General features: G+C 57.6%; 25 protein-coding genes, 1 other RNA gene and 1 riboswitch. Of the genes, 12 read left to right on the top strand and 14 right to left on the bottom strand.

Features of this window, described 5'->3' with window-relative positions; all coding sequences use genetic code 11:
- Position 1: 1 nt before the first annotated feature.
- From AC2FH0_RS15470 to AC2FH0_RS15450, 5 genes are all read right to left on the bottom strand, one after another.
- Positions 2 to 1579, bottom strand: a complete 1578-nt coding sequence (locus AC2FH0_RS15470; protein ID WP_142636958.1) for an ABC transporter ATP-binding protein — start codon at positions 1577 to 1579, stop codon at positions 2 to 4.
- A complete protein-coding gene (locus AC2FH0_RS15465; RefSeq protein ID WP_496789750.1) occupies positions 1576 to 2682 on the bottom strand; it encodes an ABC transporter permease in 1107 nt (368 codons plus the stop codon). Before AC2FH0_RS15465 ends, AC2FH0_RS15470 begins: the two co-directional genes overlap by 4 nt.
- Positions 2683 to 3768 carry a microcin C ABC transporter permease YejB gene (locus AC2FH0_RS15460; RefSeq protein WP_142636962.1) on the bottom strand — a complete coding sequence of 362 codons (1086 nt, stop codon included), beginning with the start codon at positions 3766 to 3768 and terminating at the stop codon, positions 2683 to 2685.
- A gap of 9 nt (positions 3769 to 3777) precedes the next feature.
- A complete protein-coding gene (locus AC2FH0_RS15455; RefSeq protein WP_496789748.1) occupies positions 3778 to 5589 on the bottom strand; it encodes an extracellular solute-binding protein in 1812 nt (603 codons plus the stop codon).
- 267 nt (positions 5590 to 5856) lie between these two features.
- The gene (locus tag AC2FH0_RS15450; RefSeq protein ID WP_496789761.1) at positions 5857 to 6366 is read right to left on the bottom strand and encodes a c-type cytochrome; all 510 of its coding nucleotides are present in this window, start codon (positions 6364 to 6366) and stop codon (positions 5857 to 5859) included.
- A gap of 119 nt (positions 6367 to 6485) precedes the next feature.
- On the opposite strand from AC2FH0_RS15450, the gene AC2FH0_RS15445 reads away from it, so the two are divergent.
- Positions 6486 to 7319 (top strand): prephenate dehydratase, encoded by an 834-nt coding sequence (locus tag AC2FH0_RS15445; RefSeq protein WP_496692477.1) that lies wholly within the window; start codon positions 6486 to 6488, stop codon positions 7317 to 7319.
- A 1-nt stretch (position 7320) separates the two neighbouring features.
- On the opposite strand, the gene AC2FH0_RS15440 is transcribed toward AC2FH0_RS15445, so the two are convergent.
- Genes AC2FH0_RS15440 through nudC form a run of 3 tightly spaced genes read right to left on the bottom strand, consistent with a single transcriptional unit; the run spans position 7321 to position 9301 of the window.
- The gene (locus tag AC2FH0_RS15440) at positions 7321 to 7788 is read right to left on the bottom strand and encodes a GNAT family N-acetyltransferase (protein ID WP_496692478.1); all 468 of its coding nucleotides are present in this window, start codon (positions 7786 to 7788) and stop codon (positions 7321 to 7323) included.
- Between the two features lie 24 nt (positions 7789 to 7812).
- Positions 7813 to 8280 carry an SRPBCC family protein gene (locus tag AC2FH0_RS15435; protein WP_142636970.1) on the bottom strand — a complete coding sequence of 156 codons (468 nt, stop codon included), beginning with the start codon at positions 8278 to 8280 and terminating at the stop codon, positions 7813 to 7815.
- A gap of 40 nt (positions 8281 to 8320) precedes the next feature.
- Positions 8321 to 9301, bottom strand: a complete 981-nt coding sequence (gene nudC, locus AC2FH0_RS15430) for an NAD(+) diphosphatase (RefSeq protein WP_496692479.1) — start codon at positions 9299 to 9301, stop codon at positions 8321 to 8323.
- Positions 9302 to 9496: 195 nt separating this feature from the next.
- Between nudC and AC2FH0_RS15425 the strand changes: the two genes are divergently transcribed.
- The 3 genes from AC2FH0_RS15425 to rsgA all read left to right on the top strand — a co-directional run bounded on the left by AC2FH0_RS15425 (position 9497) and on the right by rsgA (position 12663).
- On the top strand, positions 9497 to 11338 hold the full coding sequence (locus AC2FH0_RS15425; RefSeq protein WP_496789747.1) for a 5'-nucleotidase C-terminal domain-containing protein: 1842 nt from the start codon (positions 9497 to 9499) through the stop codon (positions 11336 to 11338).
- Between the two features lie 39 nt (positions 11339 to 11377).
- An RNA gene (gene ffs / locus AC2FH0_RS15420) (signal recognition particle sRNA small type) lies at positions 11378 to 11476 on the top strand.
- 158 nt (positions 11477 to 11634) lie between these two features.
- Positions 11635 to 12663 (top strand): ribosome small subunit-dependent GTPase A, encoded by a 1029-nt coding sequence (rsgA, locus tag AC2FH0_RS15415; RefSeq protein ID WP_496789746.1) that lies wholly within the window; start codon positions 11635 to 11637, stop codon positions 12661 to 12663.
- Between the two features lie 21 nt (positions 12664 to 12684).
- On the opposite strand, the gene AC2FH0_RS15410 is transcribed toward rsgA, so the two are convergent.
- Positions 12685 to 13542 (bottom strand): alpha/beta hydrolase family protein, encoded by an 858-nt coding sequence (locus AC2FH0_RS15410; protein ID WP_496789744.1) that lies wholly within the window; start codon positions 13540 to 13542, stop codon positions 12685 to 12687.
- Between the two features lie 139 nt (positions 13543 to 13681).
- Positions 13682 to 13901: riboswitch (cobalamin riboswitch) on the top strand.
- Positions 13902 to 13984: 83 nt separating this feature from the next.
- Here AC2FH0_RS15410 and AC2FH0_RS15405 point away from each other — a divergent pair.
- Complete coding sequence (locus AC2FH0_RS15405; RefSeq protein WP_496694146.1) at positions 13985 to 14389, top strand: hypothetical protein; 405 nt, start codon at positions 13985 to 13987, stop codon at positions 14387 to 14389.
- Position 14390: 1 nt separating this feature from the next.
- Here the strand turns inward: AC2FH0_RS15405 and AC2FH0_RS15400 are convergent, their stop codons facing one another.
- Entirely contained in the window at positions 14391 to 14891 is a 501-nt protein-coding gene (locus AC2FH0_RS15400) for a protein-tyrosine phosphatase family protein (RefSeq protein WP_496789742.1), read from the bottom strand.
- A gap of 156 nt (positions 14892 to 15047) precedes the next feature.
- Here AC2FH0_RS15400 and AC2FH0_RS15395 point away from each other — a divergent pair, with 156 nt between their 5' ends.
- From AC2FH0_RS15395 to recR, 3 genes are all read left to right on the top strand, one after another.
- Positions 15048 to 16799 carry a DNA polymerase III subunit gamma/tau gene (locus AC2FH0_RS15395; RefSeq protein WP_496789741.1) on the top strand — a complete coding sequence of 584 codons (1752 nt, stop codon included), beginning with the start codon at positions 15048 to 15050 and terminating at the stop codon, positions 16797 to 16799.
- Between the two features lie 143 nt (positions 16800 to 16942).
- A complete protein-coding gene (locus AC2FH0_RS15390; protein WP_496692484.1) occupies positions 16943 to 17287 on the top strand; it encodes a YbaB/EbfC family nucleoid-associated protein in 345 nt (114 codons plus the stop codon).
- Between the two features lie 64 nt (positions 17288 to 17351).
- Positions 17352 to 17945, top strand: a complete 594-nt coding sequence (gene recR, locus AC2FH0_RS15385; RefSeq protein ID WP_496789739.1) for a recombination mediator RecR — start codon at positions 17352 to 17354, stop codon at positions 17943 to 17945.
- Between the two features lie 36 nt (positions 17946 to 17981).
- Here recR and AC2FH0_RS15380 read toward each other — a convergent pair whose 3' ends face one another.
- Both AC2FH0_RS15380 and AC2FH0_RS15375 read right to left on the bottom strand, forming a co-directional pair.
- Positions 17982 to 18335, bottom strand: a complete 354-nt coding sequence (locus AC2FH0_RS15380; protein ID WP_271949739.1) for a hypothetical protein — start codon at positions 18333 to 18335, stop codon at positions 17982 to 17984.
- Positions 18336 to 18719: 384 nt separating this feature from the next.
- Entirely contained in the window at positions 18720 to 19349 is a 630-nt protein-coding gene (locus AC2FH0_RS15375; RefSeq protein WP_496789760.1) for a ribonuclease T2 family protein, read from the bottom strand.
- A 130-nt stretch (positions 19350 to 19479) separates the two neighbouring features.
- Here AC2FH0_RS15375 and AC2FH0_RS15370 point away from each other — a divergent pair, with 130 nt between their 5' ends.
- Together AC2FH0_RS15370 and AC2FH0_RS15365 are read left to right on the top strand one after the other, a co-directional pair.
- Positions 19480 to 20238 carry a DUF1013 domain-containing protein gene (locus AC2FH0_RS15370; protein WP_142636995.1) on the top strand — a complete coding sequence of 253 codons (759 nt, stop codon included), beginning with the start codon at positions 19480 to 19482 and terminating at the stop codon, positions 20236 to 20238.
- Positions 20239 to 20289: 51 nt separating this feature from the next.
- Positions 20290 to 20679: a hypothetical protein gene (locus tag AC2FH0_RS15365; RefSeq protein WP_142636997.1), complete on the top strand. Its 390-nt coding sequence runs from the start codon at positions 20290 to 20292 to the stop codon at positions 20677 to 20679.
- A 42-nt stretch (positions 20680 to 20721) separates the two neighbouring features.
- On the opposite strand, the gene AC2FH0_RS15360 is transcribed toward AC2FH0_RS15365, so the two are convergent.
- Entirely contained in the window at positions 20722 to 21753 is a 1032-nt protein-coding gene (locus AC2FH0_RS15360) for a permease (protein ID WP_496692487.1), read from the bottom strand.
- Positions 21746 to 22054, bottom strand: coding sequence for an ArsR/SmtB family transcription factor (locus AC2FH0_RS15355; RefSeq protein WP_142637001.1), 309 nt, complete (start codon positions 22052 to 22054; stop codon positions 21746 to 21748). Before AC2FH0_RS15355 ends, AC2FH0_RS15360 begins: the two co-directional genes overlap by 8 nt.
- Before the next feature lie 135 nt (positions 22055 to 22189).
- Here AC2FH0_RS15355 and pdxR point away from each other — a divergent pair, with 135 nt between their 5' ends.
- A complete protein-coding gene (gene pdxR, locus AC2FH0_RS15350; RefSeq protein ID WP_282021956.1) occupies positions 22190 to 23650 on the top strand; it encodes a MocR-like pyridoxine biosynthesis transcription factor PdxR in 1461 nt (486 codons plus the stop codon).
- Positions 23651 to 23776: 126 nt separating this feature from the next.
- Positions 23777 to 25555: a sulfoacetaldehyde acetyltransferase gene (gene xsc, locus AC2FH0_RS15345; RefSeq protein ID WP_496789736.1), complete on the top strand. Its 1779-nt coding sequence runs from the start codon at positions 23777 to 23779 to the stop codon at positions 25553 to 25555.
- Positions 25556 to 25560: the final 5 nt, after the last annotated feature.

Genomic DNA, 25560 nt, shown 5'->3' with positions numbered 1-25560 from the left:
TTCAGCCCGCTGCCGCAATCAATTCGCGGGTGTAATCTGTCTGCGCGTTTTCGAACAGGTCTTCGGCAGCGCCCATTTCAATCACGTCACCGTTCCGCATAACGATGACATTATGTGACATCGCCCGGACCACTTTTAGGTCATGGCTGATGAACAGATATGCCAACCCGTATTTCCGCTGCAGATCTCGCAGCAAGTCTACGATCTGCACCTGAACCGTCATGTCCAGCGCGCTTGTCGGCTCATCCAGCACCAGAAGTTTGGGACGGAGCACCATCGCCCGTGCGATGGCGATACGCTGCCGCTGCCCGCCCGAGAACTCGTGCGGATACCGGTCCATCGACGCCGGGTCCAACCCCACTTCGGTCATCACATCCGCCACCAGATCACGCGGGGAGCGGTGTGGATCAACCTTGTGGATTGCCAGACCCTCGGCGATGATTTGCATACAGGTCATGCGCGGGCTCAGGCTGCCAAACGGGTCCTGAAACACAATCTGCATATCCTTGCGCAAACGGCGCAATTCGCGTGTCGACCAACGGCGCACATCCTGGTCGCGAAAGGTGATACCACCCTCGGACGCGATCAGCCGCATGATGGCCAGCGCCAACGTGGTCTTGCCCGACCCGCTTTCGCCCACGATCCCCACGGTTTCGCCGGCGCGCACGCTGAGGCTGGCGTCATTCACCGCCTTAACATGGCCGACAGTTCGCTTGAGAAAGCCGCGCTGGATCGGGAACCAGACTTTCAGATGATCAGTGCGGGCGACCTCTTCTGCATCCGCGGCGACCGGATCGGGTTGGCCCGACGGTTCGGCCGCCAGCAATTTCCGGGTATAGGGATGCTGAGGGTTCTCGAAGATGTCCGCGGTTGCACCGGCTTCGACAATCTCTCCGTCCTTCATGACGCAAACTCGATCGGCGATCCGGCGCACGATGCCAAGGTCATGGGTGATGAACAGCATCCCCATGTTTTCGGCTTTCTGCAGGTCTGCCAGCAACTCGAGTATCTGTGCCTGAATGGTCACGTCCAGCGCCGTGGTCGGTTCATCTGCGATCAGAATGTCCGGCTTATTGGCAAGCGCCATGGCGATCATGACGCGCTGCCGTTGTCCGCCCGAAAGTTGGTGCGGATAGCTGTCCAACCGATCCTTCGGGTCCCGGATACCAACCTTCGTCAGCAACTCGACAATCCGATCACGGGCCGCGTCGCCCACCACCCCCTGATGCAGCGCCAGCGACTCTGCCATCTGCTTCTGGATCGTGTGCAACGGGTTCAACGATGTCATCGGTTCTTGAAAGATGAAACTGATGTCGTTGCCGCGCACATCCATCAGATGTTGCTCGGACGTCCCGATCATCTCTTGCCCGTCATATTTCACCGAACCTTCGACAATCGCGCTGTCTCCCAACAGCGAGACGGTCGACAAGGCGGTCACAGATTTTCCGGACCCGGATTCCCCTACCAAAGCCACGGTTTCCCCACGATCCACCGTGAAGGACACGCCCTTGACCGCCGCACTGACCTGCCCGTCCTGCCGGAACGAAACCTTGAGGTTGTTTACATCCAGCAGGCTCATGAGAAGGTCTTTCTGGGATCAAACGCATCGCGGACGCCTTCGAAAATGAAAACCAGAAGCGACAGCATGATGGCAAAGGTGAAAAAGGCGGTAAAGGCCAGCCAAGGGGCCTGCAAGTTCTGTTTTGCCTGCAAGGTCAGCTCGCCAAGTGACGGGGACGAGGACGGCAGTCCGAAGCCCAGAAAATCCAGCGAGGCCAGCCCGCCAATCGTTCCGGTGACGATGAAGGGCATAAAGGTCAGCGTGGCGACCATTGCATTGGGCAGCATGTGGCGGTACATGATCGTCCTGTTGCTGACGCCCAACGCCCGCGCCGCCCGGACATATTCAAGGTTTCGCGCCCGCAGGAACTCAGCTCGGACAACGCCAACCAATCCGGTCCAGCTGAACAGGATCATGAGCAACACCAGCAACCAGAAACTGCGCCCTAGAATAGCGAACATGATGATGATCACATAAAGCGATGGGGTGGCCGACCAAATCTCGATGATCCGTTGAAAGATCAAATCCAGCCAGCCGCCAAAAAAGCCCTGAATGGCGCCTGCGAAGATACCGATCAGGCTGGCAACACCTGTGACCATCAGCGTGAACAGAATGGACAGACGGAACCCATAGATCACCCGTGCAAGCACATCGCGCTTGGTGTCATCGGTGCCCAACAGGTTCTGACCGTTGGGCGGCAGCGGGGCGGCGCCCGGCCGATCAACGCTGGTTTTGAAAGAGTATGGGATCAGCGGCCAGATGGCCCAGCCGCGCTCGAACCCGTCGGCGGCAAAGGATCCGGCCTCGATCTGCTCGATAATGCCGTCAGGATCGTCAAAGCACTGATCCAAACCGCCACTGTCTATCAGACAACGCACTTCGGGGTCGCGATAGATTGCTTCGGTTTGGAAATCACCGCCAAACTCGGTCTCTGGGTAGAAATTGAAGATCGGCGTATAAAGCTCACCGCGGTATTTCACGAGGATCGGTTTGTCATTTGCGATAAATTCAGCAAATAGCGATAGGCCGAACAGGATCGAGAAGATGATCAGCGACCAGAACGCCCGGCCATTGCGACGGAAGTTGCGCCACCGGCGCTGATTCAGGGGGGAAAGCGCCATTTACCCCTCCCGCTTTTCAAAGTCGATGCGCGGATCAACCAACACATACATCAGATCACTGATGATGCCGACCACCAGACCCATTAGGCCAAAGATAAACAGGGTCCCGAAAATAACCGGGTAATCCCGCGCCACGGCGGCCTCGAAGCCCAACCGGCCCAATCCATCCAGCGAAAAGATGGTTTCGATGATGATTGACCCTCCGAAAAACACACCGATGAAGACGGCCGGAAAACCCGCGATTACGATCAGCATCGCATTGCGGAATACGTGGCCGTACAGCACCCGGCTTTCGCTCAGGCCCTTGGCGCGGGCGGTCATGACATATTGCTTTTTAATCTCGTCCAGAAACGAGTTCTTGGTCAGCAAGGTGAGCGTTGCGAAGGCAGAGATGGTCAGCGCCAGGATCGGCAACGCGATATGCCAGAAGTAATCGGCAATCTTGCCAAATACACTCAGGCTGTCCCAGTTGTCCGAGGTAAGCCCCCGCAGCGGAAAGATCTGCCAATAGGACCCACCGGCAAATAGCACCAGCAGCAAAATGGCGAACAGAAATCCCGGGATGGCGTAGGCCACGATGATGGCACCACTGGTCCAGGTGTCAAAGCTTGATCCGTCCCTGATCGCCTTGCGAATACCCAGAGGGATCGACACCAGATAGGCAATCAGCGTCGACCAAAGCCCCAGCGAAATAGACACCGGCATCTTTTCCAGCACCAGATCGGTCACACTGATCGACCGGAAATAGCTCTCGCCAAAATCCAGAGTCAGGTAATTACCCATCATATTCAGAAACCGTTCCAAGGGCGGTTTGTCGAACCCGAATTCTTTTTCCAGTTCTTCGATGAATTCAGGCGGCAAGCCACGCCCGCCGATATAACGGTCATTTGTGCCGCCGGTCTGCTGTTCGATATCGCCGCCACCGCCAGCGATACCTTCAAATACATCTCCACCACCCTCCATCTGGGCGATGATCTGTTCAATCGGGCCGCCTGGCACAAACTGCACAAGGGTGAAGTTGACGATCATGATTCCCAGCAGTGTGGGAATGACCAGCAGCAGGCGTCTTAGAATATATGCTCCCATTTGGGCGGATTACCTCAAGGCGCCGGAGGATTTCAACTGGGCTTCCTGCTCGGCGTTGATCCACCACAGGTCTTCGACTCCCAATGAATAAGGCGGCAGGTTTTCCGGGTATTCATACATGTCCCAATAGGCAACCCAGTATTTGCCCAAATACCAAGTGGGCACCATGATCCGCTTGGCCCGCAGAACACGGTCCAGGGCGCGAACATTGGCAAACAACTCTTCGCTGTTGGTCGCTGCCACGATGTTGTCGATCAACGGTTCAATATCCGGGCCATACGCACCAGACGGGTTGAATACGGAATACGAGGCCGCCTCGGTTCCGAATTGCTGGTACAGTCCCGTCGAAGGTTGCAGCGAACTTGGGTACCCGCCGAAAATCATGTCGAAATCCCGGTCACGGCGGCGCAGGGTGAATTGCGCATTGTCCACACGATTGTAGGTCGCATCTATGCCCATCGTCCTCAGGTTAGCGACAAATGGCTGGATGATACGATCAAGAGTCGGCTGGTCTGACAGAAATTCTATGGCCAGTACTTCACCGTTTTGATTGCGGCGGATACCGTCTTCGCCCACCTGCCAACCGGCCTCATCCAGCAGCTTCATCGCGGCGCGCAGATTGCGACGATCATTCTGACGCTCGGCGCGGGATTCATGGGCAACGACCGGTAGGTCGGTCAGTACCGCAGGGTCCAGCGCATCGCCGAGGCTTTGCAGAACCTCCAGTTCTCGCCCCTCGGGCAGCCCCGTCGCCTCTAGGTGAGTTCCCTGCCAGAATGAGTCGCGCTGCTGAAACAGGCCATATTGCAAGCTTTCATTCGTCCATTCGAAGTTGAATCCTAACTGGACGGCTTCGCGCACCTTGGGATCCTGAAATTGCGGTCGGTCCAGGTTCATGACAAAGCCCGAAGCGTTGGGGACATCCCCGTCTTCCAGCTCTACCCGAACCACTGTTCCGTTTGCTATGGCAGGAAAACCATAGGCCGTTGCCCAGCTTTTCGAGTTGTTTTCCTGGCGCAGTGTGAACGTGCCCGCCTTGAACCCTTCCATCGCAGCAATCGAGTCCGCGAAATATTCGATCCGGATGGAGTCATAGTTGTTGCGGCCAACATTCACATTAACGTGGTCGCCCCAATAGTCCGGGTTGCGCTTGTAGACGATGCGCCGGTTGATGTCATAGCTGTCCAAAACATAAGGTCCGGATCCGATACCCGGCTCAAGCCGGGATTTGTCGAGCCGCCGGTTTTCGGGGTCTGCCTCAAACCAGGCCTTGGAAAACACAGATGTCCCGGCAACCTGACTTATTAGGCCACGGCGCGGGATATCCGGTGCGAAGTAGAATTTAACCCGATGATCATCCAGCGCTTCGGCACGCGGAATCATCTCGCGGACGGCGTCCGCATAGGATTTTAACCCCTGTTCCAGCAGCAGATTATGCGAAAACACAACATCTTCGGCAGTCACCGGGCTTCCATCGGAAAACCGCGCCTCAGGTCGCATGTTGAAGATGACCCAATCCTGGCTTTCCGGGTATTCAAGGCTTTCTGCCAGCAGACCGTAGTAAGTGGCCGTTTCATCATAGGACGCGACCATCAGGGATTCATACTGATCCGCAGAACGCGCACCCGCGCGGCCCTGCCGCGTGTAAGGGTTGAAACTGTCAAATGTCCCTTGTGCTGCATAAGACAACTCTCCGCCGCGCGGCGCATCAGGATTTACATAGTCGAAATGGGCAAACCCTTCAGGGTATTTCAAATCGCCAAATTCCGAGAATCCGTGGCTTTTGATGATGGTCTCTTCGGCAAACAGTTGAGAGGTCATGAGCGCAAGCAGCAAAAAGCCGGTAATCGGTATGGTCAACCAACCTCTGAAATCCAATGCACGTGCTTGAACAATCTGTCGGTTGGATTCCATTTGGCTCATCCCCTGTTGCGTCACTTCTTGTAGTCTTGCGCCTGAACGAAGCTAAAGGTCCAGCGTTGACTGATTCAAGTTTAGAATGCGTGAGCGCATTGTGAAGGTTTCTTCATACAAAAAAAGCCGCTGCACGGGGCAGCGGCTTTGAATTTCAGATGTGCCGGTCTGGCATCAGTTGCCGATTGTCTGCAGATAGGCAATCAGATCGGCACGGTCCTGCGGTTTTTTCAGGCCAGCAAAACTCATGGATGTGCCCGAGATATAGCTGCTTGGCTTGGTCAGGAAGGCATCCAGTGCTTCGGGTGTCCAGTTGCCGCCATGGGCCTGCATCGGTGGCGAATAGCCGGTAAAACCGTTGGCCGTTGCAACAGGGCGGTCAACGACACCATACAGATAAGGGCCTGTGCCGTTTGCACCGTCTTCCAGCTTGTGACACGCGGTACACTTGCGGAAAACTTTGGCGCCTTTCTCAACGTCGGCGGCGGCCAGCAGCTCTTCAAATACTACCTCTTCACCGTTGGCGCTTTCGCCTGCGCTTTCGGTTTCGATGATGTACGAAGCCGTCTCGCCATGGGCATCGGCGTGGTAAAGCTCTTCTGCGGCCCATTTGGCCAGAAGCAGCACCAGGAAGGTGCCAAACAGGCCTGCTGCGGCCTTGGTAACTGTCATCGTGTCGAACATTGATCGCGAGTCCATTTCAGCTGTCTGCGGGGTGTCTAAGGCTTCCCCTTACAAGAGGCAAGGTATAGACACCGCGACTAAACGCCCAATTCTGGAACTTGTTGCACGGAATCGACCAAATGACAAAACGTATCGCATTTCAGGGAGAACCCGGTGCCTATAGCCACGAGGCATGCCGAAACGCTCGTCCCGATATGGAGGCCCTGCCCTGCCGCACATTTGAGGATGTGATCGAATCAGTTCGGTCCGGCAAAGCAGATCTGGCGATGCTTCCGGTCGAAAATACGACCTATGGGCGGGTGGCCGATATTCACCGCCTGCTGCCCCATAGCGGGTTGCATATCATCGACGAAGCTTTTGTTCGCGTACACATCAATTTGTTGGCCGTCCCCGGCGCCAAGCTGAGCGACATCACCGAAGCGCATTCACATCTGGTGTTGCTGCCACAATGCGCCGGGTTCCTGAAACAGCACGGCATTCAGGGGCGCGTCAGCCCGGACAACGCCCGCGCCGCGCGCGAGGTTTCCGAGGCTGCTGAACCGCACTCTGCCGCGCTGGCCAGCGAGTTGGCCGGAGAGATCTATAACCTGAACGTCCTTGCCCGCCATATCGAGGACAGCGACGACAACACCACGCGCTTTTTGATCATGTCGCGCGACGCGGATCTGTCACGGCGCGGGGCGCATGGGATGATCACCAGCTTTGTGTTTCAGGTCCGCAACATCCCGGCCGCGCTGTATAAGGCGATGGGCGGGTTCGCCACCAATGGTGTCAACATGACCAAGCTGGAAAGCTATATGGTCGACGGGTCGTTCACGGCCACTCAGTTCTATGCGGATATTGTCGGGCACCCGGATGACCGCAATGTACAACTGGCCCTGGAAGAGCTGGAACATTTCACCACCAATGTCGAGATTCTGGGCGTCTATCCGGCGGTCCAGCCGCGCGGCTAGCTCAACCCAGCAGGTATTTCTTGCACACCGCTCCTTCATGTGAGCGGTAATCGACAAATCCCATGGCCGCGTAATAGGCGAGGCCTTCGGCATTTTGCGCGCCAATGGTCGCGTCTATTGCAGGCAGACCTGCGGCGCGGGCCGCCAGCAGCGTTTCCTGAAACAGGGCCCGTCCGATCCCCATGCGCGCGGCTGACGGGCGGATATGTGTTCCGATGATGCCCCAACCGGCTGTTACGCCATAAGGGTTTCCGTCGACGGCCAGTTTCAGCGCCTGAAAGCCCAATACCTGTGAACCCCGCACCGCCACGGTGCATTGGATGCTGCCGCGGTGGCTGATGTAATGCTCTTTGGCAAAACTCTCATCGCTGGGTTTGGTGCGCTTACCGGCGGTCACGATCTCTTGCAGGACATCGGAAATACCTTTGGCGTCATCCACAACAGCGCTGCGCAATATCACATCAGACATTCAGGGCCTCTTGTCTCGGAATTCTCAAGAACCGTGCAGATGACGTTCTTCCATTTCCCGCGCGAATTCGCTGAGGCGGGCCTGAAACTGTCGCCGGAACCGCGACTGACCCAATCTGAGCGATTGCAGCAACAGCCGTGCAGGCAGGGATTTGGCCGATAGCGACATATCCACGGTCAGCCGGGTTCTACGTTGCGACAGGGCCAGAAACTCGACCCTGGTTGAGCCATTCATTCCCTTGCTTGCCGCCTCGAACCGCATATGGGTCGGCGGATCACATTCGGCCATATTGATTTCCACGCGCCGAGGCTTTCCGCGCATACGGAACTCGGTCTCCCAGGATGTACCGGGCACAACGCCCATATGCCCTGACAAACGCCGGACCTCGATCCCGCGGCGCATTGCCATCCGCTCGAACCGTTCGAAATCCGCAAACATTTCGAACACTGCGTTGACGGGGGCCTGAATATCTTCACGTGCGGAGAATTGCATGGTGGGTTATCGTTCTCTTGCCTATTCGCCCAGTATTTTGTCAGTCGAGCGTATCTGCAAGCCAGTTTTGCAGCAGAAAATGCGCAATCGCGCCTTTGCGCGCTGGCAGAAGGCTGGGATGTTCCCCAGCAAAGACCTGCATCATTTCAGCCTTATTCACCCATATCGCATCTTCGATTTCAACCGGATCTATAGTGATTTCTTGCGACAATGCCTCGCCTGCACAGCCAAACATCAGTGACGCCGGAAAGGGCCAGGGCTGGCTGGAAAGATAGGTTACCTGCCCGACGGGGACACCGGCCTCTTCCATCACCTCCCTGCGCACCGCCGCTTCCAGCGTTTCTCCGGGTTCGACAAATCCGGCCAGTAGCGAATACATCCCTTCAGGCCATCCCGGGGATCGCCCCATCAGCACCGAATTCCCATATGTGATCAACATGATGACGACCGGGTCGGTGCGTGGGAAATGCTGCCCCCCACACGACGGGCAACTGCGTTGCCATCCTGCTTGCGACATCTCGCTGGCGGCGCCGCAACGGGCGCAAAACCTATGGGTTTCATGCCAGGCGATGACCGCCTTGGCGGAAGCCGAAAGTTCGGCATCACGTGGGGAAAGGCGCGCCATGATGCGGCGCAATTCGACAAAAACCTGACCTTCAGGCAAATCCGGGTGCTGTTGCTCTGATCGGTCGAAGAATGCTCCAAGCTCGGACAGGTCAACGCCCTCGGGCATCCAATCGGATATATCAAAGGCAAAAACCGGAACTTCATCCGAGAGACCAAGCAATACTGGCGCTGGGACGATCCCACCGGGACCATTTGCGATCAGCTCATGCAAGACAGGTAACAAGCAGAGTTGATCAAGGGCCTCTCCTTGAACCAGCAGCTTTCCGCGCCACAGCAACAGGCATTTCGCTTTCGGATGTGCTCGCGCTGCTGCCATCGTGTCGACGTCTCCACGAAGATGTGCGGCACGATCCAGCCCTGATCCACCAAACGTTACCTGTTCCGCGTTCTTCATTTAAATTCCTCTGGTTCGCCTGTACAGGGCTGCCATGACAGCGTCGGTGTTGCAACGACAATTCCACGACCAAAAACCGAGGCGATCCCGTCAAATTACCGCAAGTGCATAAAAAAATTTGCACTTACTATGCTTTTTGTTGAAGTTGTTATTCATAAAACTGCCAAAAGTAGAGTATTGAAAACAATTTCGCATTTGTCTGATCAGTCTGTAGGTATCCGGATTTTGGCGACCACCGATCTGCACATGAACCTGTGCAGTTTTGATTATTACGCGGATCAAGACGAACCTACGATCGGATTGACCCGAACGGCCAGCCTGATCCGGCAGGCGCGGAACGAGGCTGAGGCAGACGGAGATATCGTCTTGCTCTTCGACAACGGAGACGCTCTGCAGGGTACACCGTTGGGGGATTGGGCTGCCGATCCCGCCAATGCGCCGCACATCCTGATGCAGGCCTTCGGCAGCCTGGGATATGACGCGATTGGCCTGGGAAACCACGACTTCGGATTCGGGCTTCAATTCTTACAGCACGTTATCTCTGACGCCCCCTGCCCTGTGCTCAGCAGCAATGCCTTGCGCACGAATGGACCACAGATCTGGCAAGATCATGTCATTTTGCACAAAGAGATCCCTGGCGCGCCGACACCTATGGCCCTGAAGATTGGTGTATTTTCGGTCCTCCCCCCTCAGACAGCACAATGGGAGGCGCACAAGCTGCACGACACCCTTACCACTCAGGACATCCTGACTTGTGCGGCAAACAAAGTCAGAAAGCTCCAAGACGAAAATTGCGACCTGATCATCGCGTTGGCCCATACCGGTTTCGGACCGGACACGTCACAACAGAATATGGAAAACGCGATTATTCCGCTGGCCGAAATCGAAGGTATCGACGCAATAATTGCTGGCCATTCCCATTTGACCTATCCCGCCAAGGCCGGCTCTGAAAACACTCTGGTGCATGGCAAACCAGTTGTCTTACCCGGAACGGCCGGATCGCATCTGGGGGTGGTCGACCTGAAACTTCACTCGGCAGAGCGCGGCGGCTGGACCGTTGGCGAAGCCCGGGCGGCGCTGCGACCGATATCTGCGGGGCGTCCCGACGAAATCGTATCACTGGCGCCCGAAGATCCGGAATTGTTGCATCTCTTTTCCTCTGGTCATGCCGAAACCCGCAGGCGAGCGGGCCAGCCGGTCGGCCGCACCCCGCACCATCTGCACAGCTATTTCAGCTTTTGCACCGAGGACCGTGGGCTGAGGCTGGTCGCCGCCGCCCAGGCTGCCGCGTTACGTCTGTGTATGTCCGAAACCGACCTGGCAGATATTCCGATTTTATCGGCGGTTTCACCTTCGAAATTCGGCGGTCGGGCCGGGCCGCGATTCTATACGGATGTTAAGCCTGGCGAGATATTCCTGCGTAACGTGGTTGACCTGCATGTTTTTCCAAACGAATTGCAGGGTGTCATTGTATCCGGTGACCAAATCGTGGACTGGCTTGAGATGTCCGCAGCTGTTTTCAACCAGATTTCGACCGGATCTGCATCCGAACTTATTTGCGAAAATCGGGTGGGTCACAACTTTGATGTGCTATACGGGCTGTCCTGCAGAATTGATCTGACACAACCTCCGCGTTTCGACGATATGGGCACCTTGATCAATGCCGAAAACCGGCGTGTTTCAGAGGTTCTGGTCGGTGCCACCCCCATTGCACCGGATCAGCAATTTGCCGTCGCGCTTAACAATTATCGCGCCTGCGGGGGCGGGCATTTCCCATTTGCGGGTAATGCGCAACGTATCGACATGCCCATCCTGCCGGTCCAGCAAGCCCTGCTGGATTATCTGTCAGGCACCTTGGTCAGCGATCCGCTGGAAGAGGCCCAGGAACCCTTCAGAATCACCAGTAGTACTGGTACGCAAGCGATCTTACGCACCGGTCCAAATGCCCAACGACATCTGCAGGACATTCAGGAATTTGATCCACAAGTCCTTGGAACCGACGAAAATGGCTTTTTACGGATTCTTCTGACCTTCTGACGGGTTGTGTTTTTCCGGCCAACTGCCTATATCCACCCTCGAGAGGTTGGCGCGGGCGAGCGCCTCGCCAACCTGGTCAGATCCGGAAGGAAGCAGCCACAACGAGCCCCGCTTGGGTCGATGTCCAACCTCTCACTTACGCGCAACGACTGCCGCAGGAGGGACTTTATGATTGTAGCAATGACCCTTCGGGCAGAGCGTTTCCGGGACTAACCCCCGCTTTTGCCTGAACACGTTACCGATGGGTGCGCGCCTGCCACCCTGATGGTTTCCTGTATCTGAACACAGGCAGAACAATGTCCAAAACACTTTCGGACCTGGGATGGTCCTCTCATTTTGCAGCCCAACATGCTGTGAACCCTACCTGCACACCGCATCGCATCAACGCCGTCCATCGTGATCGCCTGATCGGCCTGAATGCGCTTGGCGGCACATCTGATCTGACCCCTGACCGATCAACCGGCGAATTTGCGGTTGGCGATTGGGTCCTTGCGGATGATCAAAACCGCATTCGGCATCTTTTGGAGCGCAAAAGCCTCTTGCAACGCCGGGCCGCAGGCACCGGTGCGCAGGTTCAGCTGATCGCGGCGAATGTGGATGTGCTGTATATCGTCAGTTCCTGCAATGCCGATTTCAATCTGGCACGGCTTGAGCGTTATCTGGCGCTGGCGCATCAGGCCGGGTGCTATCCGGTTGTTGTCCTGACCAAGGCCGACAGCTGCCCTGACCCAGAGAGCTATGCCAGTCAGGCCAGTTCGCTGGCTCGGTTTCTGACCGTTCTAACCGTCAACGCGCTGGAGGCGTCAGAAATTGATCCGATCCTGTCCTGGTGCCCTGCCGGGCAAACTGCTGCTTTGGTCGGCTCATCCGGTGTCGGCAAAACCACATTGGCGAACGCCATGACTGGTCAGGCCGGGGCAACGGCGGGGATCCGCGAGGATGACGCACGGGGTCGCCACACCACGACCCATCGTGCGCTTCACCCGATGCGAAACGGGGGGTGGCTGATTGATACGCCAGGAATGCGCGCCCTGCGTTTGATGGATGCCCAAGACGGCGTGGATGAGGTTTTCTCAGACCTTCTGGAATTGGCTGCGACCTGCCGGTTTTCAGATTGCCAGCATCAGGCCGAACCCGGTTGCGCCGTGCAAGAGGCGATTGCCGATGGCCTGCTCTCGCCGGACCGGCTGGTACGCTGGAACAAGCTGCGGCGCGAGGATCAGAGGAACTCTGAAACCCTTGCGCAATCCCGGGCGCGCGACAAAGCCTTTGGTAAATTGGTGCGGTCTGTCATGCATGACAAAAAGTCTCGCAACAGACCCTAACGGGGACGGAAAAGCGCGTCTTCAGGCAATCAACCGGGGCCAAAGCGCCTGATTTCTGCGGGCAAAGGCACCGATATGACCGATCTCGGGCACTCCGATCTCTTTCGGAGACAGCAGATGCCGCCGCGCCTTTGGTCCATACAGATCGGCAAGCCGCCAGACAGCGTCTGGCGGCACCATCTGGTCGTCCTCGAAGGTGAACAGGTCCACCGGCGTATTCGATTGCGCCCATCTCGCTTCGGGCAGAGCGTCACCGATCTGCGGCACATAATTCTGCGGCGCCGTGCACCAGCTACGCCATTGCCAATAGACCGGACCAGGCAAATCGGCACCGATCCCCACCGCTTTGCCCGGCAGATAGCCCAGCGCATTCACTGCCAGACGCCCATGCACATGCCAGAACATCCACGCCAGCCCGCGATAGGGCCAGGGATGGTCGGACAGAGTAACCAGCCCCGAACATACACAGATCATCCGGTCGATCTGATCAATGTCTGGCTGCACCGGCCCCAGCAAGCCGCCAAGGGAATGACCGATGCTCCACTGCAAAGCGTCCGGGAACCGCCTGCGCATCTCAGCCCGTGCGGCGGGCATGTCGACCAAGGCCCAATCCGCCATGGTCACCTCGGAGGTTTTGAGTTTGTCGCGCAGCGAATGCCCGAAATCGCTGTAGTCATAGGTCAAACAGGCAATACCCTGTTCGGCGGCCAGCCAACGGGCAAAATGCTGGTAATATTCGCGCGGCACTGCAGTTGCGCTGTGAATCACCACGGCGGTCTTCGGCTCGGTTGCAGGCAGATACAGCCGTGCCGACAGGCTGGCAGAGCCTGAGGCAAAGTCAAAGTCCTTAGTCTGGACGCAGGGCGTGGTATCAAGCATGGCGCTTCCAACAAATTCTGAACTACTCGGTTCACTCAACAATCGGCCCGATTTCGGCCACCAGAGTCAAGATTTCATCAAGATGACCAAACGTCCGGTTTGAACCCCAACAGGTGGCTTGACTCGGGGTCTGCATAGCCGCTAGCGATGTGGTGATGGTTCTTGCCCCGGAATTGGGGCGGGATGAAAAGGGAACACGGTGCGGTCTGCCCCGGCGATGCCGGAAAGGGCCAACTCCGCGACTGCCCCCGCAACTGTAAGCGGTGAGCAATGCCGAAATACCACTGGCCCCAGGGCTGGGAAGGTCGGCAAAGCGACGACCCGCAAGTCAGGAGACCTGCCATCGTATCGAAACCGAAACTCGGGCGGGGTGTCCGGGCAGGTCGTCAGCGCGCTGTCACACCTGATCCTCACCCTTCGTCCTGCGCGCGGAGGGCGCATTATGATCTGGAAGACAAAAACACACGAATTCACCGCAACCGTCTGTCAGAGGACCGGGAAACCCTGCCCCGCCCTTGCCCGAATGGCACGCGCCATGGCCGAGGCGATGGCGACGGCAAGGCCTGCGACATCCAAAACATTCGAGGTCGAAGGTACCAGCGATCTGACCCATTGCACCGAAGGCTGCACGGCCCGTTTTCGGGCCCAATCAGAACAGATCAGGGTCTATTGCGGCACCAGCACGGACACGCCGACAGAAAAGCTGGACGCCTATGGCGACATGATGTTCGGGCCGGAGTTCATCCAGAAATCCGCTGGTTTTCTGTCAGAACCACCCTGTGCGATGCTCGACGTATCGACCCTGCCGCCGCGCAGCGACAGTATTCCGTATCAAGTGTCTGCCTGATTCAGGGAAGGGTTCGGGCCGGCAACCCGGCCCAGTCCTTTTGCGCGTCGGTTTCCACCGCGCAGGGCCGCACCGCACGCAACCGCCGAAGCGCGTGGTCAGGCGCTTCGCCGCATTCCACCATTAGCCGCATCACAACCATCCCCGAGCGTCCGCACCCACCGCGGCAATGCACCAGCACCTTGCCGCCACTGGCAAGGACATGTTGGGCGGCGGCGCTGGCTTGCGGCCAAAGCGCCTCAACCTCAGGCGTGGGGGCGCCGAAATCGGAGACCGGAAGGTGGACCCAGGCAATCCGTTCGCACTGCAGGTCCGCCTCGAATGACAGCCCGCCGGAATGCTGGAACTCATCCAGAGTAGTCATCGAGATGATTAGGTCCGGCGCCCAATCCCGGATTACTGCGAAATCCCCAGCATAATCGCCCGTGACACCCGGCAGTGGGCACAGAGCGATCTGCCCTTTGCCCAATCCAAGAGGGTGAATTGCAAAACTCTCCAACACAGCTCCTTTTCCTGCATCGCCACATGGGGCTGAAGCCTCTCATGATTTACCGGCTCTGATGCACCTTGCCAAAACGAAATTCCTTTTCGCGCGCGGTGGACGCGGACGGCGGGGGTCTCTACGCTGCAAACCTGACACGAATCCAACAGAGCAGACATGACCGACACGCCCAGCCCCGCCTATCAGGTTCTCGCGCGGAAATACCGCCCGGAAACTTTTGCTGACCTCGTCGGTCAGAACGCAATGGTGCGCACGCTGAAAAACGCGTTCGAGGCCGACCGGATTGCACAAGCCTTCATCATGACTGGCATCCGCGGCACCGGTAAGACGACCACGGCCCGGATCATCGCCAAGGGCATGAACTGCATCGGTCCTGATGGGCAAGGCAAGCCCACGACCGAACCCTGCGGCCAGTGCGAACATTGCGTCGCCATCATGGAAGGCCGTCATGTCGATGTGATGGAGATGGACGCCGCCAGCCGCACCGGCGTAAATGACATCCGCGAAATCATCGACTCGGTGCGCTATCGTGCCGCCAGTGCACGCTATAAGATCTACATTATCGACGAGGTTCACATGCTTTCGACCAGCGCGTTCAACGCGCTGCTCAAGACGTTGGAAGAACCTCCTGCGCATGTGAAGTTCATCTTTGCCACGACCGAAATCCGCAAAGTCCCGGTTACTGTTCTGTCGCGGTGCCAACGATTTGACCTGCGCCGGATCGAACCCGAGGACATGATTGGCCTGCTCAAAAAGATTGCAGCGGCTGAGAAGGCGCAGATCGCGGACGATGCCCTGGCGCTGATCACCCGCGCGGCCGAGGGGTCGGCGCGGGACGCAACATCGCTGCTGGATCAGGCAATCAGCCATGGGGCCGGTGAAACCAGCGCAGATCAAGTGCGCGCGATGCTGGGTCTGGCCGACCGGGGCCGGGTATTGGACTTGATGGAAATGATCCTGCGAGGGGATGCAGCAAACGCTCTGACTGAATTGGGCGGGCAATATGCCGAAGGGGCCGATCCGCTATCAGTGCTGCGTGACCTGGCCGAAATCACGCACTGGGTTTCGGTTGTGAAGATCACGCCAGACGCAGCCGAGGACCCGACGGTTTCCCCTGATGAACGTGCCCGTGGTCAGCAAATGGCCGAGGCCCTGCCAATGCGCGTTTTGACCCGGATGTGGCAGATGTTGCTGAAAGCGCTGGAAGAGGTATCGGCCGCGCCAAATGCCATGATGGCTGCTGAAATGGCCGTTATCCGCCTGACCCATGTTGCCGACTTGCCCAGCCCCGAAGAGCTGATCAAGCGCCTGCAGGACAACCCGCCTCCGCCTCCGAATGGCGGTCCTGGCGGTGGTATGGCCGTGCCCTCTCAGGCTCCGGTACAAGCGACATCATCTTCTTACGTGTCCGCAACTAGCAGCCCCGCCGGCGCGCCGTCGGCCGCTCTGGCCCATGATATCCAATCGGCGCTGGCACGGTATCCGAGTTTTGACCACGTGGTTGAATTGATCCGCACCAATCGGGATGTGAAACTTCTGGTCGAGGTCGAAAACGGGGTGCGGCTGGTTTCTTACCAACCGGGGCGGATCGAATTCACCCCGACACAGAACGCACCCACAGATCTGGCAGCGAGACTGGGTTCGTCGCTGCAACGATGGACTGGCAACCGCTGGGCTGTGTCGATTGTGGCCGATGGTGAGGTTGCGACCATCGCCGAGATTCGAGACGCCGCCGAGCTGGCGTTGAAAGCAGAGGCTGAGAAACACCCGTTGGTTCAGGCGGTGCTCATGCAATTTCCGAAGGCACGCATAAAGCGGATTGAAACACCGGAAGAACGTGCCGCCAAAGTGGAAACCGAGGCGCTGCCCGAGGTCGAAGACGAATGGGACCCGTTCGAGGAAGACTGAAACCGTCCCATCTGACCCAACTGGAAGCCTCCCGGGCCCAACGGGAGGAAAGGCCTTGACGACGGGCGGGAGCCAGCTCGGCCCTTGTGCCGCGCCGACCGCGCCCGTATTTAGGCGTCAAACCGGATATTAGGAGAATACCGATGCTCAAAGGACTCGGCGGCCTGGGTGACATGGCCAAGATGATGAAATCCGCGCAGGATCTACAGACCAAGATGACGGATATGCAGGAAGAGCTGAATACCATCATGGTTGTCGGCGAATCCGGTGCAGGGCTGGTCAAGGCAACAGCCACGGCCAAGGGAGAGCTGAAAGGTCTCGATATCGACCCGTCAATCTTTAACGGCGACGACAAGGAAGTGGTCGAAGACCTGATCCTGGCCGCCATCAAAGATGCTCAGGCCAAGGCCGCTGAACGGTCGCAGGCTGAGATGGCTAAGCTGACCGAAGGCATGGGCCTGCCCGCAGACATCAAGCTGCCGTTCTGATAGGCACTCCTGACGAAATACCGGCCGGGCCCAACTGCCCGGCCCTTATGCAGGAGCAAGCGCGGTGAGTTCGAACAGCGATATCGACAATCTGATCGACCTGATGGCCAAACTGCCAGGCCTCGGCCCACGTTCGGCCCGTCGCGCAGTGCTGCATCTGATCCGCAAACGCGCCCTTCTGCTGACACCGCTTGCGGACGCAATGCAACAGGTTGCCATCACTGCCCGTGAGTGCCTGAATTGCGGCAATGTAGGCACCTCGGACATCTGTGATATCTGCGATAGCGAAGTTCGCGCGACCGGAGAGCTGTGCGTCGTCGAAGACGTCGCCGACCTTTGGGCGATGGAACGCGCCGCAGTTTTCAAAGGCCGCTATCACGTACTGGGCGGCACCTTGTCGGCTCTGGACGGGATAGGCCCGGATGAGCTGCGCATCCCCCGCCTCAAGGACCGGGTCACCGCAGAGGAGATCACCGAGGTCATTCTGGCCCTGAACGCCACCGTCGATGGCCAGACCACCGCGCACTATATCGCCGATCAACTGGACGGGCAGGTGCGCCTGACCTCGCTGGCGCAGGGTGTGCCGATTGGCGGCGAGCTGGACTATTTGGATGACGGGACGATCACAGCGGCGCTTAGGGCGCGGAAAGAGCTGTAGTGTAGCCCATGACGCGCTTCAAAAGGAGTTCGAAACTCAATCTCCGATGATATTGCAGCTTACCAACCATTCCGATGGAAGGACATTCACTGCAACGTTGTTAGGCAATTGAAAATACGACACCCGCCTATAGCTCCACGCAAATGGAACGCAATCTTTAAGAGCCGCGCCGTGCAAAAAGAACTGCCCCTCTTGGAGCGCATGTTTAAGTGATTGGTAGAATGAGTTCTGAATTTCCACATCTGCATTAAAGCTTCTGGTGGCTATTGCGCGCAACAACTCAGCATATGTTGCAACAAACACCGTAGAAAAACTCATCGACAAGGCCAAAAAAATCGGAACCGAGAGAAGTTCCTTCAAGCCCTTCTTTGCTAAGAAGGCGGCAACCAAATAGCTCGTCGCGGTACCGAACTACAGCAATATCGGCCAAAACGGTGCGCCAAGCCTGTCGTTCCAGAGCGTTATCAGGGCAATTGGCTGGAGTGAGCTTCCAAACAACAGCTTTGCCGTAGTCGCGTAGGCAACTAAGCTCAGAAATATAGTCAGCAACATTTTCATGAATTTGGACCTTCAACCGCCGCAATTTGCAGGAACGTAACGACTAGGGCGATCTCAACGTCAGGAACCTCAAAATGGTCCCCACGCTCGACAACATGTACCTGACCCGGACTGTGCATCTGGGCCCTTCGGCGGTGCTCAGCGGTTATGACACGCTGGACGTGACCCTGTTTTCAAGACGTGCAGCTTTGGTACCGCGACTGCCATCCGGACCCTCTAACGAATCGGATCAAAAAGCGCGTCTTTGGCCGCGCAGTCCTTGATCACATCCCGGCCACAAGGCACCGGTTCAAGATCGCGGGACAGGCACAGGCGCACCTCTTCGATATAGCCTTGTTTGCAGGTGACGGTGATCATGTCGCGCTCCAGCCCCGGATTGACCTTTAGAAACGCTTCTTCCACGACAGATGCGGGCAGTTTCACAGATGCGTCCAACTGGCGGAACACCTTTGGACGCTCGACCGACCCATAGGCCTGCCGCGACAAGGTGTAATAGTCCGAAGCGCTTAGGCCCGAGCAGGTGCCGTGCTTCTTCCATTGATGCCAGGCAAGGCCGGAACTGCCTTGAATATCTTCCATTTCACGGGTCATAGTCCGCGTCGGCGAGGCCTCGGCCGTGCGGCAATAAGATGGCCAGCCCTGATGGAATTGCGGCCAAAGCCCGTGTAGAATCCAGCCGTGATCATGCCGTACATCACACTGATCCGACCCACGCGCGTCGCCTTCGCGCGCGCACCAGTTCGGCGACCAGCTCAGCGCCAGGACATAGTAGTCGAACGCGCCCGGTTTTTCACCCTCGGCCAGCGCCGTCATTGCACTAAAAACCCATAGAACCAGCCAGCGCATTCGCCTCTTCCCTTCTTGCCCTGCCGCGACTATATACAGCCCAAGTTCCCCGACAACGGAAACCTGCCCCAAGATCACGGGGCCGCCGAATTCCGGCGACGGGAAAGATGTATGCATAGGAGACGGGCTGATGGCAAAACCGCTTATGGCCAAGGCAACAGCCGTATGGCTAGTAGACAACACAACGATCAGCTTCAAGCAGATCGCGGATTTCGTAGGAATGCACGAGTTGGAAGTGCAGGGCATCGCCGATGGCGATGTGGCCGCTGGCGTCAAAGGGTTCGACCCGATCGCCAACAACCAGCTTACGCAGGAAGAGATTGACGTGGCGCAGGGCAACCCGCTGCACAAGCTGAAGCTCAAGTTCAACCCCGCTGCCAGTGGCGAGGAAAAACGTCGTGGCCCGCGCTATACCCCGCTGTCCAAGCGTCAGGACCGTCCGAACTCGATCCTGTGGCTGGTCAAGTTCCACCCCGAACTCAGCGACGGTCAGATTGCCAAGCTGGTTGGCACCACCAAGCCGACCATCCAGTCGATCCGCGAACGGACGCACTGGAACATCTCGAACATGCAACCGATTGACCCCGTCGCTCTGGGCTTGTGTAAACAGTCCGAGCTGGACGCAATCGTGCAGAAAGCCGCCGCCAAGAAAGCTGCTGAAGGTGGCGTCATGAGCGATGATGAACGCCGCAAGCTGGTTTCGACCGAGCAGTCACTGGAAATGGACGCAGCGCCCAAAATTCCAACGGCGATCGAGGGTCTCGAGACCTTCTCGTTGTCTGATGACTCCCCCGAGGAGAAAGAAGAGCCGATCATCGACGCCGACAGTTTCTTCAACTTGCCCAAAGGCGAGGCCGAGGATGAAGACGAAAGCGATCCGCGTTTCTGATACGCAGACAGCCCCGGTCAAACTGGCCGGGGCTTTTTTGACGAGACTCTGATGCTGAACATACTGTCTGCCATTTTTGGCCCACACCGCGCCGTGACAATCTATGCCTTCCTAAGAACCTGGGGCCTGCTCGTGTTCGGTGTCGTAGGCGTTATCGCAGTTGCCGCAGCCCTGCTGTTGCTGAACGACGACGGCACGCATGAACACGAAGCCTTCATGACCGTCCCGGTTCTGTCCGCCACCGCTATCAACGGCGACCTCAAGAACGGGGTGATTGCCTCGGTACGTTTACCCGACGGGTCCGCGACGTCGATCACTTCGACCGAGGCCCCGATTTCCCAGACCGTCGGCCAAAGCGCCTGTGTCGAAAAGCGGGTCTATGTGGAAAGTGGCGAACCAAGGTATCGCTTCAAACTTCCGCGTTATTGCGAAGCAAGCTGACAAAGCAAAACCGCCCGGTGTCCACACCGGGCGGTTTTTCCTTCAGATCATCTGAAAGATGATTCCTGCGATCACTGCGCCGACTATCCCCAGGCCCAGATAGGTCGCAAACACTTTCGGCCTGACCAGCGACCATACCGCAGCCATGGCCGGGATCGAGCTGACCGCACCCGCGATCATAAAGGACATTGCTGCCCCGGCGCTCATCCCCTGCTCCATCAGACCTGCCAATAGCGGCGGCGCGACGTATGAGTTCAGATAGGCCGGCATCCCAACAAGTGCCGCGATGATTATGGGCAACACGCCGTCTCCTCCGACCGCGCGTGCGATCAGATCAGCGGGTACATAATTGATCAGCAACGCCTCGAGAACATAGGCAAGCGCCAGCCATTTCAACAAGAACAGGCCGTTCCGAAAAAACTCGCTACGAAATCTATTCCGGCGCGCAGGGTCATGCCAGAATTTCCAAACCGGTTTGTCCTCTTGCTTAGGTCCACAACTGCCGCATCCAGCTGGTTGGTAGTTCCGCAAAGGTTGAGTCAACACACCGCTGCGCGTCATGGTGCGCACGACGAATCCGCCAAACAGGCCAAGTGCCACTGCGGCTATGGCTTTTCCGATAGCAAAGGGCCATCCCAATGCGCCAGCCGTAATCAATAGCGTCGGCGGGTCGATCAGCGGAGAGCTGAGCCAGAACGCCATAACCGCAGACAGTGGCGCCCCAAGCGCCAGTAAACCAGCAATGAACGGGATGACCTCGCAGGAACAGAATGGGGCCAACCCGCCAAACAGGGCAGCCAAAAGGATCATCCGCGTTTCGCGGCCTTCAAAGGCTCGGGCCACCATGACTTCGGCACCGGTGGCCTTGAGGTATGACAACAGCAGCACAGCAAACAGAATATATTGGCCGGTATGGGCCAGTGCCTTACCGGCAAATGTTATCACCTCGGTAAGATTGCCTGGGTCGAGTATCGCCACCGCGATCAGAATGGCGACAATCACCGCCCATGGGGTTTTGATCAGGTCGAAGACGGTTTTGAACGGAGCCCGAGGGCTCTGAGTAAGGTCAGCCATCGTTTGCCGCCTTTCCAGTTTCGTCCGCACAACATTCCGACAGAATGAACTGCGCGAGGTTTCTGAGATGGTCATACCGGGCACGGTTGATCGTGGTGCGCCCGATCTTTTCCTGTTCGACAACGTCACCGGCCGCAAGAAACCGGAGGTGATGGGCCAGCGTCGACGGGGCGATGCCGGTCCTCTCTTGGATCTCACCTACGGTCAGCCCGGCCTCTCCGGCGCGAACGAGTGTCTTGAGGACTTTCAGTCGCGCCTCTGACCCCATCGCCGAAAATCCTGCTGCAGCGGTTTCCCACATATCCACAACTCCAATAAACTAGATTTCTAGTTATATAGAGATATGGAAAGGCGCCGTCAACAAATTCTGATCAGAATTCGTGAAAAGGACGTAAGTCCAGATTGCTCAATCAATAAGGCCACTCTATAAGGTCTTATGGGGATTTCAGTAGATACGTTCTTTCTAGAGCTGAATGGGCAAGGCACCTTGCAGGCCCAGATTCAGCAAATGATTGCAGAAGGTATCCTGTCAGGCCGTTTCCATGTCGGAGAAAAACTGCCCTCGTCGCGTAAACTGGCCTCGCATCTGGGTGTCAGCCGGATCACCGTGACATTGGCTTATACCGAGCTGTTGGCCAATGACTACCTGACGGCCCGGGGCCGATCTGGGTATTATGTGTCGGAAAATGCGCCAGTACCGCCTAAATACACGCCCATCCAACGGGGCACTGAGACCGTGGATTGGGACAAGGCGCTGGCCCGCCGGTTTGTAGATTCGGATGTGTTGCCCAAGCCCTGGAATTGGCGGGACTATACCTATCCTTTTATCTATGGTCAGGCGGACCGAACCCTGTTCGATCATGCCAACTGGCGGCTATGTGCAGTGCGGGCATTGGGGCACAAGGATTTCGAATCGCTGACCCGCGACTATGTCGATCAGGACGATCCGTTGCTGATCGAGTTCATCGCCCGCCACACTCTGCCCCGCCGTGGAATCTCGGCACGCCCCGAAGAAATATTGATCACACTGGGGGCGCAGAACGCACTTTGGCTGGCGTCGCGCATTCTGCTGACTCACAATCACACCGCCGTCATCGAAGACCCCTGTTACTATGCGCTGCGCAGCCTGTTGAACCATTGGGACTGCGCAGTCGTACCCATTGGCGTGGACAAGGATGGCCTGCCACCCGAGGCGCTGCCCGATGAAACGGATGTCATCTTCACCACGCCCAGCCATCAGAGCCCGACAACCGCAACAATGCCGATCACCCGCCGCCGCCAACTTTTGGATCGTGCCCGGGATCTGGACGCAATGGTGGTCGAGGATGACTATGAATTCGAAATGGCGTTTCTCGGGGCGCCCTCACCCGCGCTGAAGTCCATGGACCGGGATGGACGTGTCATCTATGTGGGCAGCTTCTCAAAATCGCTGTTCCCTGGATTGCGCCTTGGTTACATGGTTGGATCCGAGCCATTTATCCGCGAGGCGCGCGCGCTGCGCTCTTTGGTGCTGCGCCACCCGCCGGGCCACATTCAGCGCACTGCAGCGTATTTTCTGTCTCTGGGACATTACGATGCTCAGATCAGGCGCATGTCCAAAGAGCTGTCCAAGCGGCGGGATGCAATGGACAAGGCTATCGACGAATACGGGCTGTCGGTGGCGGGGCGCGGTGTGATGGGCGGATCTTCGATGTGGATGTCCGCTCCCGAACATGTCGACATGTCCCAGCTGGCGCGCAGCCTGCAAAACCAAAGCGTTCACATCGAGCCTGGTGCACCGTTTTTCGCAGGGCCGGATAGGCCACAGAACTTCTACCGGCTCGGATACTCATCCATCGCGCCCGACCGCATCGCTCCGGGCGTGAAGCTGATCGCGGATGCCATCCAAACGCAGTAGCCCGCGTCTGGACCTAATCCGCATTTCGTTTTGGACCTAACGCCATTCCGTCCCTTGGGCCACAACCGTACCCAAAGGCTGGGCTGATCGTCCGGCTTCATCCACAAATCCGCGGAGACAAATCAGATGAAAATGACCACCGAAGAGGCCTTTGTTAAAGTTCTGCAGATGCACGGGATCGAGCATGCGTTTGGGATCATCGGTTCGGCGATGATGCCGATCTCGGATATTTTTGGAAAAGCTGGCATTACCTTCTGGGATTGCGCACACGAAGGCTCGGGTGGGATGATGGCTGACGGGTACACACGCGCCACCGGCAAAATGTCGATGATGATCGCGCAGAACGGACCCGGGATCACCAACTTTGTTACTGCCGTCAAAACCGCCTACTGGAACCACACCCCGCTGCTGCTGGTAACCCCGCAGGCCGCAAACAAGACCATGGGTCAGGGCGGTTTCCAGGAGATGGAACAGATGCGCATGTTTGCAGACTGCGTCTGCTACCAGGAAGAAGTACGCGACCCTTCGCGGATGGCCGAAGTTCTGAGTCGCGTTATCACCAAAGCCAAGCGCGCCTCGGCACCGGCACAGATCAATGTTCCACGTGATTTCTTCACTCAGGTTGTCGATATCGAACTGCCTGCCGTAGTTGAATTTGAACTGCCTTCTGGCGGCGCATCAGCCGTTACCGAAGCCGCCGCGCTGCTGTCGGATGCCAAGAACCCTGTCATCCTGAACGGCGCGGGCACGGTTCTGTCCGCTGGCGGCATCGAAGCCTCGAAAGCACTGGCCGAGCGTCTGGACGCCCCGGTTTGTGTTGGCTACCAGCACAATGACGCCTTCCCGGGCTCGCACCCGCTGTTTGCTGGCCCGTTGGGTTACAATGGCTCGAAAGCCGGTATGGAGCTGATAAAAGAAGCAGACGTGGTTCTGTGTCTCGGCACTCGCCTGAACCCGTTCTCGACTCTTCCTGGCTATGGTATGGAATACTGGCCGGCGAATGCAAAGATCATTCAGGTTGACATTAACCCCGACCGCATTGGCCTGACCAAGAAGGTATCTGTCGGTATTGTTGGCGACGCAGCCACCGTTGCAACCAATATCCTGGCACAGCTGTCGGACACCGCAGGTGACGAAGGACGCGATGCACGCAAAGCGAAGATTGCGGAAACCAAGTCACGCTGGGCGCAGGAATTGACTTCGATGGACCACGAGCAGGACGATCCGGGCACAACCTGGAACGAACGCGCCCGTGCAGCCAAGCCCGACTGGATGAGCCCGCGCATGGCGTGGCGCGCCATTCAGGCAGCCCTGCCGAAAGAGGCGATCATCTCGTCCGACATCGGCAATAACTGTGCCATCGGCAACGCCTACCCATCCTTTGAAGCGGGCCGCAAATATCTGGCCCCCGGGCTGTTCGGCCCCTGTGGATACGGATTGCCATCTGTCATGGGTGCCAAAATCGGTTGCCCGGATGTGCCTGTCGTTGGATTCTCGGGTGACGGCGCCTTTGGTATTGCTGTAACCGAACTGACCGCAATCGGCCGCGATGAATGGCCCGCAGTCACCCAGATCGTTTTCCGCAACTATCAGTGGGGTGCTGAAAAGCGCAACTCGACCCTGTGGTTCGACGACAACTTTGTCGGAACCGAACTGGACACCAAAGTGTCCTATGCCGGTATCGCTCAGGCCTGTGGCCTGAAAGGTGTCGTGGCCCGCACACAGGACGAGCTGACTGCAGCCCTGAATCAGGCCATTGAGGATCAGAAGAATGGGATCACCACGCTGATCGAAGCCATGATCAACCAGGAACTGGGCGAGCCGTTCCGTCGGGACGCAATGAAGAAACCGGTCGCGGTGGCAGGCATCAGCAATGGCGACATGGAACCGCAGGCCGGGGTATAATCCGC

Source organism: Ruegeria sp. CDSC051, assembly GCF_059610665.1.
The sequence above is the reverse complement of the archived record's forward strand: the minus strand, read 5'-3'. Positions and strand labels throughout refer to the sequence as shown.

Bases quoted from the DNA above. Each gene is read 5' to 3' on its own strand.
- nudC (WP_496692479.1), bottom strand. From the start codon at position 9,301: ATGAAGAACGCGGAACAGGTAACGTTTGGTGGATCAGGGCTGGATCGT.
- AC2FH0_RS15405 (WP_496694146.1), top strand. From the start codon at position 13,985: ATGATCTGGAAGACAAAAACACACGAATTCACCGCAACCGTCTGTCAG.
- AC2FH0_RS15410 (WP_496789744.1), bottom strand. From the start codon at position 13,542: ATGCTTGATACCACGCCCTGCGTCCAGACTAAGGACTTTGACTTTGCC.
- AC2FH0_RS15455 (WP_496789748.1), bottom strand. From the start codon at position 5,589: ATGACCTCTCAACTGTTTGCCGAAGAGACCATCATCAAAAGCCACGGA.
- AC2FH0_RS15390 (WP_496692484.1), top strand. From the start codon at position 16,943: ATGCTCAAAGGACTCGGCGGCCTGGGTGACATGGCCAAGATGATGAAA.
- AC2FH0_RS15450 (WP_496789761.1), bottom strand. From the start codon at position 6,366: ATGTTCGACACGATGACAGTTACCAAGGCCGCAGCAGGCCTGTTTGGC.
- AC2FH0_RS15435 (WP_142636970.1), bottom strand. From the start codon at position 8,280: ATGCAATTCTCCGCACGTGAAGATATTCAGGCCCCCGTCAACGCAGTG.
- rsgA (WP_496789746.1), top strand. From the start codon at position 11,635: ATGTCCAAAACACTTTCGGACCTGGGATGGTCCTCTCATTTTGCAGCC.
- pdxR (WP_282021956.1), top strand. From the start codon at position 22,190: ATGGGGATTTCAGTAGATACGTTCTTTCTAGAGCTGAATGGGCAAGGC.
- AC2FH0_RS15370 (WP_142636995.1), top strand. From the start codon at position 19,480: ATGGCAAAACCGCTTATGGCCAAGGCAACAGCCGTATGGCTAGTAGAC.
- AC2FH0_RS15365 (WP_142636997.1), top strand. From the start codon at position 20,290: ATGCTGAACATACTGTCTGCCATTTTTGGCCCACACCGCGCCGTGACA.
- AC2FH0_RS15460 (WP_142636962.1), bottom strand. From the start codon at position 3,768: ATGGGAGCATATATTCTAAGACGCCTGCTGCTGGTCATTCCCACACTG.
- AC2FH0_RS15445 (WP_496692477.1), top strand. From the start codon at position 6,486: ATGACAAAACGTATCGCATTTCAGGGAGAACCCGGTGCCTATAGCCAC.
- AC2FH0_RS15465 (WP_496789750.1), bottom strand. From the start codon at position 2,682: ATGGCGCTTTCCCCCCTGAATCAGCGCCGGTGGCGCAACTTCCGTCGC.
- xsc (WP_496789736.1), top strand. From the start codon at position 23,777: ATGAAAATGACCACCGAAGAGGCCTTTGTTAAAGTTCTGCAGATGCAC.
- AC2FH0_RS15440 (WP_496692478.1), bottom strand. From the start codon at position 7,788: ATGTCTGATGTGATATTGCGCAGCGCTGTTGTGGATGACGCCAAAGGT.
- AC2FH0_RS15355 (WP_142637001.1), bottom strand. From the start codon at position 22,054: ATGTGGGAAACCGCTGCAGCAGGATTTTCGGCGATGGGGTCAGAGGCG.
- AC2FH0_RS15470 (WP_142636958.1), bottom strand. From the start codon at position 1,579: ATGAGCCTGCTGGATGTAAACAACCTCAAGGTTTCGTTCCGGCAGGAC.
- AC2FH0_RS15395 (WP_496789741.1), top strand. From the start codon at position 15,048: ATGACCGACACGCCCAGCCCCGCCTATCAGGTTCTCGCGCGGAAATAC.
- AC2FH0_RS15375 (WP_496789760.1), bottom strand. From the start codon at position 19,349: ATGCGCTGGCTGGTTCTATGGGTTTTTAGTGCAATGACGGCGCTGGCC.
- AC2FH0_RS15360 (WP_496692487.1), bottom strand. From the start codon at position 21,753: ATGGCTGACCTTACTCAGAGCCCTCGGGCTCCGTTCAAAACCGTCTTC.